13 protein-coding genes and 1 pseudogene are annotated in these 15,451 nt (G+C 42.3%); all 14 read left to right on the forward strand.

The genetic code is table 11. The features are described 5' to 3' along the window. Positions 1-867: phage baseplate assembly protein V (locus F453_RS0112795; protein ID WP_018968366.1), on the forward strand; the 867-nt coding region annotated here is incomplete at its 5' end. 2 nt (positions 868-869) lie between these two features. Further along, entirely contained in the window at positions 870-1,685 is an 816-nt protein-coding gene (locus F453_RS0112800; protein ID WP_018968367.1) for a hypothetical protein, read from the forward strand. Further along, positions 1,675-4,776, forward strand: a complete 3,102-nt coding sequence (locus F453_RS15880; protein WP_018968368.1) for a peptidoglycan DD-metalloendopeptidase family protein — start codon at positions 1,675-1,677, stop codon at positions 4,774-4,776. Before F453_RS0112800 ends, F453_RS15880 begins: the two co-directional genes overlap by 11 nt. 130 nt (positions 4,777-4,906) lie before the next feature. Next, on the forward strand, positions 4,907-5,998 hold the full coding sequence (locus tag F453_RS0112815) for a hypothetical protein (protein WP_234398576.1): 1,092 nt from the start codon (positions 4,907-4,909) through the stop codon (positions 5,996-5,998). 95 nt (positions 5,999-6,093) lie between these two features. Continuing rightward, complete coding sequence (locus F453_RS16375; RefSeq protein WP_018968370.1) at positions 6,094-6,405, forward strand: hypothetical protein; 312 nt, start codon at positions 6,094-6,096, stop codon at positions 6,403-6,405. Then, entirely contained in the window at positions 6,383-6,931 is a 549-nt protein-coding gene (locus F453_RS14750; RefSeq protein WP_018968371.1) for a DUF5991 domain-containing protein, read from the forward strand. The genes F453_RS16375 and F453_RS14750 overlap by 23 nt, the downstream gene beginning before the upstream one ends. 598 nt (positions 6,932-7,529) lie before the next feature. Continuing rightward, a complete protein-coding gene (locus F453_RS0112830) occupies positions 7,530-8,054 on the forward strand; it encodes a M23 family metallopeptidase (protein WP_234398577.1) in 525 nt (174 codons plus the stop codon). Between the two features lie 115 nt (positions 8,055-8,169). Then, positions 8,170-9,333, forward strand: coding sequence for a hypothetical protein (locus F453_RS0112835; RefSeq protein ID WP_033404337.1), 1,164 nt, complete (start codon positions 8,170-8,172; stop codon positions 9,331-9,333). Between the two features lie 152 nt (positions 9,334-9,485). Next, the gene (locus F453_RS0112840) at positions 9,486-10,682 is read left to right on the forward strand and encodes a hypothetical protein (protein ID WP_018968374.1); all 1,197 of its coding nucleotides are present in this window, start codon (positions 9,486-9,488) and stop codon (positions 10,680-10,682) included. A gap of 261 nt (positions 10,683-10,943) precedes the next feature. Further along, the gene (locus F453_RS0112850; RefSeq protein ID WP_018968375.1) at positions 10,944-11,618 is read left to right on the forward strand and encodes a DUF8188 family protein; all 675 of its coding nucleotides are present in this window, start codon (positions 10,944-10,946) and stop codon (positions 11,616-11,618) included. Positions 11,619-11,798: 180 nt separating this feature from the next. Further along, a pseudogene (locus tag F453_RS15925) lies at positions 11,799-12,059 on the forward strand (IS30 family transposase); the annotation flags it as partial. 118 nt (positions 12,060-12,177) lie between these two features. Then, positions 12,178-12,558, forward strand: a complete 381-nt coding sequence (locus F453_RS0112870; protein WP_234398579.1) for a hypothetical protein — start codon at positions 12,178-12,180, stop codon at positions 12,556-12,558. Between the two features lie 301 nt (positions 12,559-12,859). After that, positions 12,860-14,917 carry a TonB-dependent receptor plug domain-containing protein gene (locus F453_RS0112875; protein ID WP_025790159.1) on the forward strand — a complete coding sequence of 686 codons (2,058 nt, stop codon included), beginning with the start codon at positions 12,860-12,862 and terminating at the stop codon, positions 14,915-14,917. Between the two features lie 146 nt (positions 14,918-15,063). Then, on the forward strand, positions 15,064-15,393 hold the full coding sequence (locus F453_RS0112880) for a heavy-metal-associated domain-containing protein (RefSeq protein ID WP_009237473.1): 330 nt from the start codon (positions 15,064-15,066) through the stop codon (positions 15,391-15,393). Positions 15,394-15,451 lie beyond the last annotated feature (58 nt).

The raw sequence follows: 15,451 nt of genomic DNA on the forward strand, positions 1-15,451 counted from the left end.
GGCGACGACCGCTTCTACGGCAACAGCTTCCGTGCGATACCTTCGGTTGCCCGTAGCCTTCCCGTTCGCGACGTGGGTCGTTCGGTTGCCGAGACGCAGGTGGCTAGGGTCATCGGCAACGCCGACCCCGACGGCAAGGGTCGCGTCCAGGTCCAGATGAATTGGCAGACGGGCAACATGCGCACGGGTTGGATACGCGTGATGACGCCCGACGGCGGCGGCAGCGAGAACGTGTCGACGAACCGCGGCTTCGTGTTCATCCCCGAGGTTGGCGACCACGTGCTTGTGGGTTTCCGGCATGGCGACCCTAACAGACCGTACGTGATGGGCAGCCTCTTCAACGGACGGACCGGTAAGGGCGGAGGAGAAGGCAACTGTTGCAAGAGTATCAGTACGCGCAGTGGTCACACCTTAGAATTAGATGATTCTCCTTCATCTCTAGGCATTACAATAAAAGACATAAGAGGGAATTATATGCACATTGATTCGGGGGAAGACTGCATCGTTGTCAATGCGATGAAGGACCTGACACTGAATGTGGGCGAGACATTTACGGTAAACTGCAAGAATACAAACATTCTTGCACGGGAATCCATCAACGTTAACGCGGAAGAGAATGTGAACTGCATCTCAGGGGAAGACATGACATTGCAAGCTAACCATTCCTTGACAGAGATGGCATCTGAAAGCTATACCTTATCTGCTAACGACTCCAATATCCGCATAACCAATGCGCACAGCATGCAAGCGTCGAGCGTTTCCGAAACGGCGGAAAAGGTTAGCATCGACAGCACGATAGACGACATGGACCTGTCCTCTCCGAAGAAAGTTAACATTAAAAGTTCCGACAAGATCAATCTTTTCTGACAATGCATATCCCATGTCTGAACTTGGTGAGACCGTATGACATCTATGGTACGATAAGGGAAACCATGGATGCGGGCGAAGTTTATGGAGCTACGTGTACAGTTTCCATTAAGCACGACTACAGCTTGTTGGGTAGCCTTTCTAAGGCTGTGTGCAGCTTTGTCGATGGTGAAGATGAATACGAAGGGTCGAATCTGGATGCGTTTGCCAAAGATGCGCGAGAAGCCTTGAATCCGTTCTGCCTGAAACTGAACGGGAATAGGGTATGCCGTAGCCTTTTGGAGCATGATGCAATACGTCTGAAATGGGAAGACCTGCTTCCAGCCATGCGGTCAAAATATTCTGGTGATTGGATAGACGGACAATTGCAGGCAATGGATAAGCGTGTACGTGACAGTGACGGTTTGTGCCTTTCGATTTGTAGGCATTTCATTTTTGCCGAGTGGTTTATGAGTAATGTATTTGACATTGAGTTCACAGATGATTATGGGACGAGGGAATGGACTGATTATGGTTTTGGAATCCCAATCACATTAAGGCAGGAGTGCTTTTTAGAAAAGAAAGGCGATAAGCAGACGTTAACCATGGGAGGCACAGCAAATCTAGAATCTGGATACGCTAACACAGGCGTGCTGCGTAGCGACTATAAGAAAGAAAGTGGGCAACCTGTGATTTTCGAGCAGCATACGGTGTGGAAAGGTGAAAACCTCTCCCTATTGCCCGACAGTATCGAAAGCCTATACACGCTAAGCGTGCGGGGAAAAATATTCAGGAGGATAATGATAGAACTTAAATTCAAAGAGTCACATGAACACTGATGGGAAAGAGAAGAAAACCCAGAATAGGGAATTGGTAGGTGAGAGCATCGAGATTATTGGCGATCAAGCGCTCTGCCAATGCGTCAACGGGAGCGTGCAGGTCCCATTGAAGGTGACGAGTCAGCAGAAGTTTTACTGCAATAATGCATCGAGGCTCATTGCCACTAACGGCGACAAGGATGGTCGCTCGCTGAACTTCGGGAGTTGCAAGGCAAGAAACGATTCACCCTGCATGGCCATGATTCAATGGAAGCATTTTTATGATAAAATCCTCTTTGGCAACACGCTTTCTCCCCTTACGATGAAAAGTCAGGGTATATGCACGTTTGGTGGAACCGTCTCGTTCATCACTTCTGGACAACAGGTTGTGGTTAAGCCGCCCTGTTCTGTTGGCGAGGCCAGGCGGATAGTACATACTAACCCACTCTTTAAGGAAGAGGACATGAAGGGGAAGACTAGCGTAAAGCCTCAAAGGGATGACGCACCCGTGGAACAGCGTGTTTCTATGGCCTTTGTTACATCCGTGCGGGTAAATGGGAAGACATACGTTTCGCCAAGAGCGCATGACAATGGACCGCTCGTGTTTACGAATACGCTGACATCTGGTGCAGACGACTCGGTGGTGGTGAAATGGGACGTAACGTGTAATGGCAAGGATGTCGCCACAGGCCTGTCGGCTCCTCCGCCAAGGGAGTTGTTCGCGAAGGAGGGCGAGTACAAGGTGTTCGCATACGTGAAAGAACGTGGCAGTAGGGAAGGTGGCGGATACGTCACTGTCGATGTGTCATGTCCTACTTTCGTGTCACTGGGATGGGAAAATGCCAATGGGGAGGCGGTTCACCTTGTCGGAAAGCGATACGCCGTCTATGCCAACCTGAAGTTCAAGGGTATGGGCGACATTCCCGTTAAGGCACGGTTCTATTTCATAAGCGGAAATGGCAAGCAATACCTTACCGACTATACGCCACTTGCGATGGGGCAGGATGGTAGGGCAAAGGTGAAGCTCGTGTTGACGGACAGCCAGGTAAAACAGATAATGGATGAAGAACGGTCATGGGACATGAAGGTCCTGATACGTGTGGAACTTGCTTCTGGCGAATGGGTATATGGACTTAAGCGATCTGAGGAGAGTGAGATAGAGTATACGGATAATAAAGACATTGTAAGCACTACGCTGTATCGTGATAAGGATTGCAATGAGGAGGTGACTGGGTTTGTGGAATGTGGACAAACAGTCTATGCGAAGGTCATCACTCGCGGCTTCGAAGATGGTCTTCTTACACTATCCGTGTTCTGTCATGGCACTGTGCCAGACGACAATTCTGCTGCAACAGGCTATGTCTTCAAGGTAATGGGAGATGTGGACAACGATGGCGTTTGCATACAGGAGATAGTAACGGAGCAATCGTGGCTTCAAGGCAAGCACTCGGAAACGTTCGACATACTCATAATCGGTGGCTACTTCAGGGAAGATATGAATGCCACGCCGCTTGGCAATGAAAACTACAGCAGCAAGAACACTTGTAAGACGCTTCAAATGGGGAAAGATAAGGGAATACTCCTGTTGTGTTTGCCCAAGCAGGAGATTGAGGGTGGACAAAGCAAGACGATGGTGCAAAACATGAACGGTGATGGTGACGGATGCCCAAGATGCCGTGAAGAATGGGCAGACCTACTTGTTCGCCTGCAACAGATATTCAAAGTAGAAAGAACAAAATTGGAAACCGTCGCAAGAATATATACAAAATACATGTGTAAGTTAGGTATGGATACATGCTGGATAAAAGCCCACTTCTTTGCCCAAATATATGTAGAGACAGGTGGAAAATTGGATATCAAGGATGGGGAAAGTTTCAATTATTATTGGGAGGCTTTAATCGGAACATTCGCTGCATTTAAATCAAAAGAAGGGAAAGAAAAAGCTAAATTGTGGGGGCGTTCGGTAAAAGACAGAACAGAGAAAGGCTATAAAGCTGTTTCAAGAAACACTCAGATGAAAATTGCAAATTATGCATATAGCCCGCATTGCCCTAAAGGACAGGAACTTGGTAACATAAGAGATGATGATGGGTGGACTTTTCGTGGACGGGGAGTAATTCAAATTACAGGACGAAAGGCATACACAGACATAGAAAGTATTTTGAATAAAATAGGCTATAAATGTGACTTAACAAGTGATGAAGACCATATCAATCAAGTTGCAACCAATCTTGAAATTGGGATAGTTGCTTCGATGGCTTTTTTTAAGTGGAAGAATGTTAATATGTATCAGAAATGTAATGGAGAATTAAATTCCATAGTGATATCTAAAATCGTAGGTAAAAAGGTTGAAACTAAGAATCAGGCAGGGGAGAAAACAACAAACTATCAAGAAAAGCAAAATGTATTTACAAACAAGGCTTTCTCTGCTTTCATGGCAAACAAGTGCCAATGGAAGAGGAATGCGACAGAGAATACCACAAATGAAATAAGGTGGCATGACCCCGTAGATAATCCACAGATCACAATTTGGACACAGAATGGCAATAAACGACCTGCTAATGCTACGTTTGGTGCAAGAAATGGGAGACACCAAGGGGTTGATTTGTTTGCACTAGAGAATACAAAAGTATATGCATGTTTAGACGGAGTTATTAGTAGTATTGTAAAAAATGCAATAGAAGGACAGGGACAAACAATTGTTGTAAAAATTTCAAATAAACAACAGCTAGAATTATTCAGGAAAAGAAGAATAGCCTATAAGCCTTATTATCCTGGTGAAAAAGAGCAAGGAGAGGGCTTTGACCCTAATGCTGATACGATTTACATGGTTTACTATCATTTAAATAAAATATATGTAAATGTAAATCAGCAAGTAAAGTGTGGAGATGTTTTAGGATTATCAGGAATATCAGGCATCGTTGGAGGAACTTGTGGACCTCATTTGCATTTCGAAATAAGGTCTAAAGCAAGAGGAGCAAAATTAAGATATAGGTGTAATCCTGCATATTATGTTTATTATAGACCAGATGGTGAGATGGAATCAGAAGAAAAACTGATACAAGAGAAAAGAAAACAACGTGGAAAATTAAAAGATTTTAAAGGAAAATAATTGTATGATGTTTATTAAGGTGCTTTTTAGAGTAATACTTATACTCATGGTTAGTACGAGTTGCAAAGGCCATAGGAGTAAACCTATGTCCAAAACAGGTATTGACACAAGTAGATTTGAACTAATCGATATGAAAGAGAAAGAAATTCGGCAGTATTATGCAAGCTGGTGTGATGTCGGTTTGGACGGCATTGCTGTTATGCCTACAGAACAACAAGAAAGATATACTGATATAGCCATCGAATTGTTGCATGAGGCTTTAAGTAAAGCAGGCTACAAACCTGTAACAAACCAAAAGGCTGCCGCAGCCATCAGAAAATATTTTAATGTCGATATAACCGAGAAAAATTGTTTGTTGCATAGATACGGTATTCACAGATATGTGTGTAAAAGTGAGGCTATAAACGATAGAGATGCACAAAAGAAACTAATGAGTCCCGAAGTAGATGAGGCTGATGACTTTTGGGATTTGCAAATATTTGTCCCCAATTATAACTATATCGTTTATCATCCAACCATCGATCAAGCGGTTCAAATTGATGGCTTTAACCTTGAAGATTGTGATTTGAACAACATCAAGGTAGACAAGCTTTCATATCGGTTGGATAAGAGCATACTTTATCAAAATCTGTTTATATTCTATGATAGTAAAGCCGCATTTGTTTGGTTAAAAGCAAACAATCCAAGTTTTCTAACATACCTTTTTGTCGATTATGGTTATGATAAATCAGATGAAATCAACAAAATGGTGCTTGACCAGATAGACGTAAAGAATGGGTTTCCTCCATCTGGCAATGGCTACAAAAATGTGTTTGCATCTCGTAACAAATCGGGGAGACTATTAATACATCAGGGGTTACTGCAATATATGTCCACTCATGCAAATGAGAAGAATTTATATTTTTGCATGCTAGACGATTATCTATCGTCACTCCTCGAAATAGGACGCATTCCAAACTTTGAAGGGTTCACCCGAGAAGAAAGATTTGAAATTGGTGCTTATGTAGGATATTATTATGGACTGATGTATGATAAGTGTTGTGCAAATTCATGTAATACTGGTGCTTTTGACCACTTTGTTTATTACAACAAAGACTTCGTCGCTTATATCAAGCAAAACAACTATATGGGTCTTAAAGGTTATGAGAATATTATACAAAAGGCGCATGAAAGAGAAAGTAGCTCTATCGCAACATTAGAGCATAATCAAACTGATGAATAATTCTGTAAACGAGCGGCAAGTTTTGAAGAAATGTGAGTTGAAGTCATTTTGACTTCCTAGTATCCCAAAGATTTAAAAGTCAATACTACTTCATTATGAAAAAGATAATACTCCTCGGAATCATCGCAGTAAGCTGTATTTGTTGTACTGCAAGGCGAAAGGCGCTGGGAATGAATGTTACCTGCCGAAAAGACACGTTGTTTATAGATAAAGAAAGGTGTGCAATATTTTTCAAGTTAAGTTTGGCAGAATTAAATGATATAAAGAAAGCATATAAGACAAAGGAAGAGTTTTATGTAGCATCAGATGGTATTGCTGAAGATAAATTCCAGATGAAAAACATTCTTAGAAGAAAACAATATACCCATCATTTACGCCGATACAATGATAAAAGTTATACGGTTTAAAGATTGTGATGTCAATATAGTTGATACATCCATCGCAAAAGCAATATGGACAAGTGTCATTTTATACAAGAACAACAAAAGGTATATCGTGATGCAAGATCCAAACACCGATTTTATATCTAACTACTTTAATATATATACGAAAGACAAAGAAAATATAAAACAAGTCCAAAATCCCAGATGGTTTGGTGATTATGAGTATTTCATTTCGGATACGACTGTTGCCCCTGCGCCTTTTGTAGAATATACATTGAGCATCACAGCTGACCGGTGTATATTTAGTGGTAATGGGCAAATGACAGTCTTCGAAGTCCAATGCAGTGTAAAAACTGAAACGGAAGACAAACTTTCCTTTGATTTTGCTAAATCATTGTCGGAAGTTGAACCGATACCGGATATTGACAGAAGCATTTCACCCATAGTGAATTTATATTATAGGGGAGGAAAGTATTATTTGGAAAGTCCATTTGTCAGCAATTCAGAAGGAAAGGAAAATGTAAAAATCGAATGTAGAAAGATAAAATAAAAATCTTGGCAACTTTAATGGCAAGGGAGAGTAAAAGAAGCACAATTATTCCAATGATACTCAAAGGGACGGTTACGATAGAGTGGCGAAGCCCAAATTCATTTATCTGGAATGAAAAGACACTAACGGAAAGACTGCGCACCATGTAGAAAAACGGTATGCTCTTTATGCTCATGTAATACTTAAAGCTGTAAGAGAGTTTGCTGCTGAAGTTGAAAAGGTTATGTCTTAGTAATAGACCCTATATTAAAGAAGCACAATAATGATGTATGTAGGTATGGTACAAAAGGAGAAAAAACGTTGCAATAAGTCGCGAACGCAATAAAGCATTTCGACTCGTTTCTTAACCTTGTTTTTCGCAAAGTTGTATGGTTCTGTGTCGCTTCGCCTTGTCTTTGCAGTTGTTTTTGTCATATCTTGTTTCCAATTCTCTCTCGCGTGCGCGCGTACCTTAAATATATGAGGCAGGGGTTATACTTACGCCGTGGCAATGACGTCATGTCTTCCCTCTTGATTGATATCGTGCAAGTGTCTGTTCGGCATAATAGCAGTTTACACCCAAAATGGAAATGATAAACCTGCCAATCAGGTCTTTGGCATGACGAGGCATAGGGCGCATCAAGGTATAGATTTATTTGCCCTTGAAGGTACTACTCTCTACGCTTGTTTGTCAGGTAAAGTTGTTAGTACCAGATGCAAGAATGTAAAGAAGATTTGGTTTGTTGTTATAGAAGTGTCTGGGGAGAAACAATTAGATATTTTCCGCAAGAGAAGACGTAAGGATTATATAAAGATTGATCCACAAGAATATTTGGAAGGGAAAGGATTTAATCCAAACTCAAAGAAAATTTACTTTGTATATTATCATATGAGCAAGATTTCAGTAAAGGAAGGGCAATACGTAAATGCTGGGGACATAATAGGCCTATCTGGTATAACGGGCATCGATGGTGGTACGTGCGGACCTCATTTGCATTTTGAAATAAAATCTGCAAATACATTTGGAGATGGGCTAGCTAACCGAGTTAACCCTGGACTTTATTTGCGTCATAAGATGCGGGATAAGCTTGGGCCAAAAGATTGGGAAATGCAAACCTCTCGAATGAAAAGAGGTCATTTTTAACAATTCTAAGATACAGGATATGATCAAAATTAGATTTCTATACATCTTAATACTTCTAATTATAGGTTGCCAAATGCATAGAAAAGGAGTATATAATAAAACAAAAGAAAGTAAAATGAAAAAGAATTTTGTGCTTTCTCAAGCTTTGCGCCAACAACTGAACATTTCCAATGACATGGTTCTACCGATGGATTCACTTGGAATGGACTCGTTAATGCAAAAGTACCAGCGTTTAAACAATCTTGCCTCTCCTAATGAGGATGGTGAAGAAGATGAGGAAGAAATTGAACTCCGCATAGACGAGAAGTACTTAGACATTCTTATACCCTTTGCTTTTAACGATTTAGTGAAAAAAGGATTTGTTCCTATTTCTGCAAGCCAATATGTTAGTAAATTAAGTGTTTTGGGCTTAGATTCTTTGCGTAGGAAAAGCTTACCTTACATTTACGAATATAAACATTACTTTACTTCACCAAGCAATATACATGGCTGGCAGGATGATATCGCAAAAGGCGGAATTGATCGTAAGGAAGAAGAGTACGTCAGATATGCTTCCATCAACAATGTTTTTGTAAAAGGATACAATTTCCTCTTACCCGCCCCTTCATTAGAAACCTTTATAAAAGGAGAAGACAAGAAAATGTTTTTCCGTTTAGACGACGATGTCATTCATCTTAACAAGTTCTTATTTAACAATAATAAAGCTAGCCTTACATGGCTACTACATAATAGTCCAATGGCTCTTAAGGACCTTCTGATTTCTTATGGGTATGATACTAATGAGGTTATCAATAGGTTGGTTTTAGATGAAGTACTAAGAAGTTATGCTAATGTAACGGACGTATCTGGATTGATGAATATATTTGTTCGTAAAATATATGCCAAGAAACCTTATGTGGAGATCCGAGAAGGATTACTTAAAACAATACTGCGACAACCTGCAGATGAAAGAAACCTTCAATGGTTAACTATTCTTGATTCTTATATCGACTGCTTGACAAGTGATAAAACAGAGAATTATCCGTATTGGATAAGTAATTTTACAAAAATAGAACGTTTCAAGATTGTGGCTTATTTAGGATACTACTTACATAAGGAATACTTTAAGTACAACCAAAACGCGCCAACCTTTTATGGGCACGTGCTTTACTACAACGATGAATTCAGGAAATACCTAGATTCACACCATTACTTCAACCTGCCGGGTTTTGTAGAAATGAGCGACAGTATCTATCAAGAGTACGACTTCAACGTGAAAATTCATCAAATAAGGAAGTAAGTTCCGTAGCTCTAGGCCATAGTATTGGGAATTAGCAATACTTCAATGATGGGACAATTAAAAGCGAAGTGAGTATGAAGGCATTGTTTCTTACACTATCAATATTGTTCGTTTTTGCAAGCTGCAAGAACAACCCAACCCAGAGAAACCAAATGAACGAGAAGCTAACAAACAAGCAAGAAGTCTTGGCCTTGGGTATTAGGCAACAGCTGAACATCCCACAAGACCTGATACTGCCCTTCGACTCCGTAGGGATGGATTCGCTATTCGGAGAATATAAAAGAGTTGTAGAGGAAGCGGAAGACAACTCAGAAAGTGGAGACTACGAAGAGGATCGCATTGACGAAAGAAGGATGGACATTTTCATTCCTTACGCCTTTAACGACCTGCTTAAACGGGGCTTTAAGCCCATATCAGCGCAACAGTTTGAGCAGAAGTTAAACCAACTGCGAATAGCTCCTGAACAAAGGAAACGCTTGCCTGCCGTTTACGAGCACAAGCATTATTTCACCATACCAAGTTGCGTGGAAGGTTGGCATGACGATCTTGCAGAAGGTGGGATGAGTAAGGAGGATGAGGACTATGTTAAACATGGCAACATGAACTATTGCGTCATCAAGGGGTATAACTTCATAGTGTATGCTCCTATGCTTATCAGATTTATCAAACGGAATAAGGAAAAACTATATTTTAGGCTCAAAGACAATATCGTACACATCAACCTCTTCTTACTTAACGGAAGCAAGTCCAGCCTGACTTGGTTGCGGCATAACAGCCCGCTATTCTTGAAAGACATGGTAATGACGTTCGGTTACGATAAGAACACGTACGTCAATAAGTTTGTGCTGGACGAGACGCTACAGGAAGTAGACCTGAAACAGCAGGACGTATCGTGTGTAGAAAATATATTCGTCAGGAAAATATATGCAAAAAAGCCCTATATAGACATTCGTGAGGGGCTGTTAAAGACACTTTTGGACTCCCCAGTGAATGATAAGGATAAAAAGTGGATCTTCGCGCTTAATACTTACGGAAGGCAGATTATGGAAAAGAAAAGTGCTGATACGCCATCTTGGATAAGAAAATATACAATGGAAGAGCGGTACAAGATTGCGGCTTACATAGGCTACTACCTGATTAAACTCATTAAGAAGTACGATTACAGGCTCTGCTCATCATACGCCATTGAACTGTACTACAACGAAAAATTCAGGAAGTACCTTGATGCACACAATTACTTCAACCTGCCGGGCTTTATTGAAATGAGCGACAGCCTCTATCAAGAATACGATTTCGACGTGGAGGTTTATCGAGCGAGGGAAGCAGCAAGAAGTTCAACCGAGGAATAAGATCGTTGCCCAAATGATTGATAATAGCCCCGGCATTGAAGATTATTTGAAATACGTTACAGCTGTATTGTTAGAAAAATCGCTAGAAGAGAAGAAAAAACTATGGCTTGGAACTATAGAATAGTATCATAGCTTGGATGTTTAGCAGCTTTGCTGCAGTTATGTCTGTACGATAAATTATCAAGAAGATAAAACAAACAACAAGGGCATTGTAACAATTGGAGTGACGTTTCTGCGGCCTGTTCATTAAATTAGTGACAAATGAATAAAGATAAATTATTATTTATGGCGTCTTATTCTGGTGGTATTTGGAGAGCCATCGGTTTTTTCATTTTGGCCCCACTGCTGTATAATGCCTGTGAATATCTTTTCAACACCGGTAACACCGACGGGTTAAAGTATGTAGATACTTATATAAAGGATTCCAAGATTATTTCCATCAGTATTCCTCAAAGTTATGATCAGACATGGTTTAAATTTAATATTTATAGTGACAGATATAGACACAAGAAATGTTGCTACACAAGAAGCTTTTATGATTACTCCCTAAAAAGGTATGTTTCATTTTATATGTTTGAGGGCGTCGATTTCTTTGATAAGGAGAAGCGAGGAGGCGACTTGGGGGCAGGAAGAATAAGGTCATACTTCAATCCCGACAATGTCTTTATGGTTCATGTGAATAAGACTCAGTTAAATGATCTTAAATACGGAACGAAAGATAATCCTGTCCCTGTATTCTGGTATAAGTTTGTTTCGGGAACTGTTGAACGCCAAGTTAAGAAGGACAATACCCCCTACGACCGTTCTACAAAGTCAATCCCTTACTTCGATGTTCAAGATGACGTCACTGCTGAGGCGAATCGCCTGTTCGTAACGGAGTATCTTACACGTATCATTGACGAAGACGAACTGGTGAGGTTATTCGGGAAGAAATGACATTGTAATCGGCAGGAGATAAATTTGCTAAGAAGGGTCTGAGTATTGTTTTTGCTGCTTATTTATTAAATTAGGGGAAATGAACAAAGATAAATGGTTGGCTATAGTTTTACTATAGGATCCTGTCCCAGTGGCGTTTTGCGAGCCATCGGTTTTTTCATTTGGGCTCCACTGCTGTATAACGGTTGTGAATATCTTTTCAACATCGGTAATACCGATGGGTTGAAGTACGTCGTGTACTTTGCCGACCCTTATGCCTCATGGCAGAAAGGAGCGGTTGAAAATACAAACAAGCTCATTAGGCAGTATATACCAAAGCAAGCCAACTTCGATGATTTCACAGACAAAAGAATTGCAATGATACAGAAGAAAATAAACAGAAGGCCAAGACAAAAACTCAATTTTCAAACACCAAAATCCGAAGTCTACAAAAGAATATAATAAATTTGCACTTGCTGGTTGACTCTACGCGAGCATTGTATAAAGGCAGAAAAGCCAAAAAAAAAGTGCAATTGCTTGCGCCGTTACGATATTATTGCTTAACTTTGCCATTCGAATTATGAGGAAATCAACAAACATAATACTCTCCGCCATACTCTCCTTAATGATTGTGTGGATAGGTTCGGGCATCATGACCGTGGTGTGCGAGCATACCGGTCTTGTGTCTGTTGCCCATCAAACCTCAAAAAGGCACTGCAACGATGCCGATGCCAACCATTGCATGAAGCTGCAAATGAAAACCCTGTCGCCAACAGACACGGCGCCAACAGGCTTTCATCATTTGCAGCCCGTGTTGCTTTCTCTGCTTCCGCAGCTGATAACGAATTATGAATTATTGCCTTTGCCTGTTCATGCAAGGGCCACTTGGAGAATGTCGCACCCGCCTTTGCATGGTTCGTCGCGGCAATATCTTCGGCTGCTTACGTCACTTTTGATTTGATTTTGTTGTTTCCCATTGCTTGACAGACAGGCAATGAAAGGCTAATTGCGCCCTTTACGCAGGCACGACAAAGGGGACAATTGCACCAATTACCAACTTTTTTTGATGCCAAGTTCTCGCTTAACGCCATGAGTTGCTTAGCTCGTGGGCTTAGAGCCTTACCCCATTCCGCAACCATTACCCACCCTTAACCAACCATTTGTTTAGGCTTTTAGAGGGGCGGAAAGGCTCAACAGCCCACCAACTACGCACCCTGGGTTCGTGGTATCATAAACACCAGAAACAACAAAAGACAAAAGAAATGAGTAAAATCATATTTTCAGCAGGCATAACGCTTATGTTTGTTATGCCTGTGGCCGCTCAGCAAGCCGCATCCGACTCTGCTGCAACGATGAAAGAACACACCTTATCGAGCGTAACCATCACAAGCCGCAAGGCAACAATGCGCCCCCTAAAAGGCGCGCTTAACGGCAAAGACATCTCGCGCGACGAACTGTTTAAGGCTGCATGCTGCAACCTAGGCGAAAGTTTTGTGACAAACCCCTCGGTGGATGTAAACTACTCTGATGCCACCACCGGCGCCAAGCAAGTAAAGTTGCTGGGGTTGAGCGGCACTTATGTGCAAATGCTAACCGAGAACTTACCCAACTTCCGCGGCGCGGCACTGCCTTATGGCCTAGGATATGTACCCGGAAACTGGATGAAGAGCATGCAGGTGAGCAAGGGAAACTCGTCGGTGAAGAACGGATACGAAGCCATGACCGGACAAATAAACGTGGAATACGTAAAGCCGGAAGACGAAGAAGGACTGTCGTTAAACCTCTATGGCAGCACGATGGGTAAGTTTGAAGCAAACGCCGACGGCAACATTCACATCAAGGGAAAGGATTTAAGCACTGAAATACTTGCGCACTTCGAAAACAATTGGAACCATCACGATGGTAATGGCGACGGATTTCAAGACGATCCGCAGGTTAAACAATTCAACTTGCAAAACCGTTGGCTGTGGAAAACGGGCAACTACGTGTTCCATGGCGGCTTGTTGTTACTGAAAGAAGACCGCACAAACGGGCAAGTAGACAAGGCTCTCTCGATGTTTGGCGGCACAACGCCTTACCGAATCAACATCGGCACCGAACGATACGAGGGCTATATGAAACATGCCTTTATCCTTAATGCCGCGCATGGCACAAACATTGCCCTGCTGGGAAACGTTTCTTTGCATAAGCAAGATGCGCTTTATGGCATCAAGCAATATGATGTGAACGAGAAAAACGCCTATGCCTCGCTTGTTTTCGAAACCAATTTCACGCCCGAACACAACCTTTCTGCCGGACTAAGCTTTAGTCACGACTATCTGCACCAGCGTTTGTCGCTCCCATCGGGTGCGATACCCTCAGATTATGGCAATCTGTATCCGCTTGAACGGGGCATAGAAAGCGAAACCACACCTGGTGCATACGTGCAATACACCTACAACCTGCGCGACCATCTCGTCGCCATGGCCGGCTTGCGCGTAGACCATAGCAACGTATATGGCACATTCCTCACTCCGCGCTTCCATCTTAAATGGATGCCCGCCCAAATCCTTACCGTCCGGATCTCTGCTGGAAAGGGCTACCGCAGTGCGCACGCGCTGGCAGAAAACAACTATCTGATGGCCTCCGGACGCCGCCTTATCATCGACAACTTGAAGCAAGAAGCCGCTTGGAACTATGGAAGTAGCTTAAGCTTTGTTATCCCTGTGGGTAAGCAAGCACTTAAACTGAACGCCGACTATTATTACACGCACTTCCTCTCGCAGGCAATCATAGACTACGATACCAATCCGCAAGAGCTGCACATCACCAACCTGGATGGCAAAAGCTATTCGCACACCTTCCAAGTAGATGCTTCGTACCTGTTCTTCAATAGTCTTGAGCTTACGGCAGCCTATCGTTACAACCTCGTTAAAACCACTTACGGCGGACAACTGTTGTCGAAACCGCTGCAAGGTCGTTATAAGGCACTCGTCACTGCCAGCTATAAGACACCGCTAGGGCTATGGCAGTTTGACGCAACAGCCGTGTTGAATGGTGGTGGCAGAATGCCACAGCCTTACACAACGCCATCTGGCGACCTCTCATGGCAGCCCAATTTCAAAGCTTATGGCCAACTAAACGCGCAGGTTACGCGCTATTTTCGCCATTTCTCCGTATATGTTGGCGGCGAAAACCTCACCAACTACAAGCAGAAGAACCCCATTATCGGCTATAACAACCCCTGGGAAAACAGCTTTGAACCAACAATGGTGTACGGACCTGTTCAAGGTGCGATGGCTTATATAGGTGTTCGGGTCAACCTTGGTAAACGACTCTAGTTGCTTTATGGCTGGTTCTAAAAAATCCACGCTGTCTTTTAGAACTGTCCTTAACAATCTCGTGATTTACAAAAAGAACAAAACAACAACTCGGGGAAAGTGTGTCGCAACATTGTTGCAGGCATTTCCCCACAAAAAACAAGTATATGAAAAAGTCAATTATTTCAATGCTGCTTTTCATGGTAGCCATGATTGCAGCAGCCAAAGACATTAAAACCGTAGTGTTTACCACCACTCCGCAGATGCATTGCGAAAGTTGCGAGGCCAAAATAAAAGGCAACCTTCGTTTTGAAAAAGGGGTGAAAGACATCAAAACCGACATAGAGGCGCAGAAAGTTTATGTGTCTTACGACCCTAAGAAAACAACTGAGGAGAAGCTTCAAAAGGCATTCGAGAAGTTCGGATATAAGGCCGAGAAAACCGATAAAGATGCCAAGATTCCCGTACATGGCGACGAACAATGTGAGAACATGTAGGCTAACGCCCTAAAACCATGCGCTTCCGTGTAAGGCTGTCTTGCATTGGGGCGCATGG

The organism is Hoylesella loescheii DSM 19665 = JCM 12249 = ATCC 15930, assembly GCF_000378085.1.
In the GTDB taxonomy this organism is placed as follows: domain Bacteria; phylum Bacteroidota; class Bacteroidia; order Bacteroidales; family Bacteroidaceae; genus Prevotella; species Prevotella loescheii.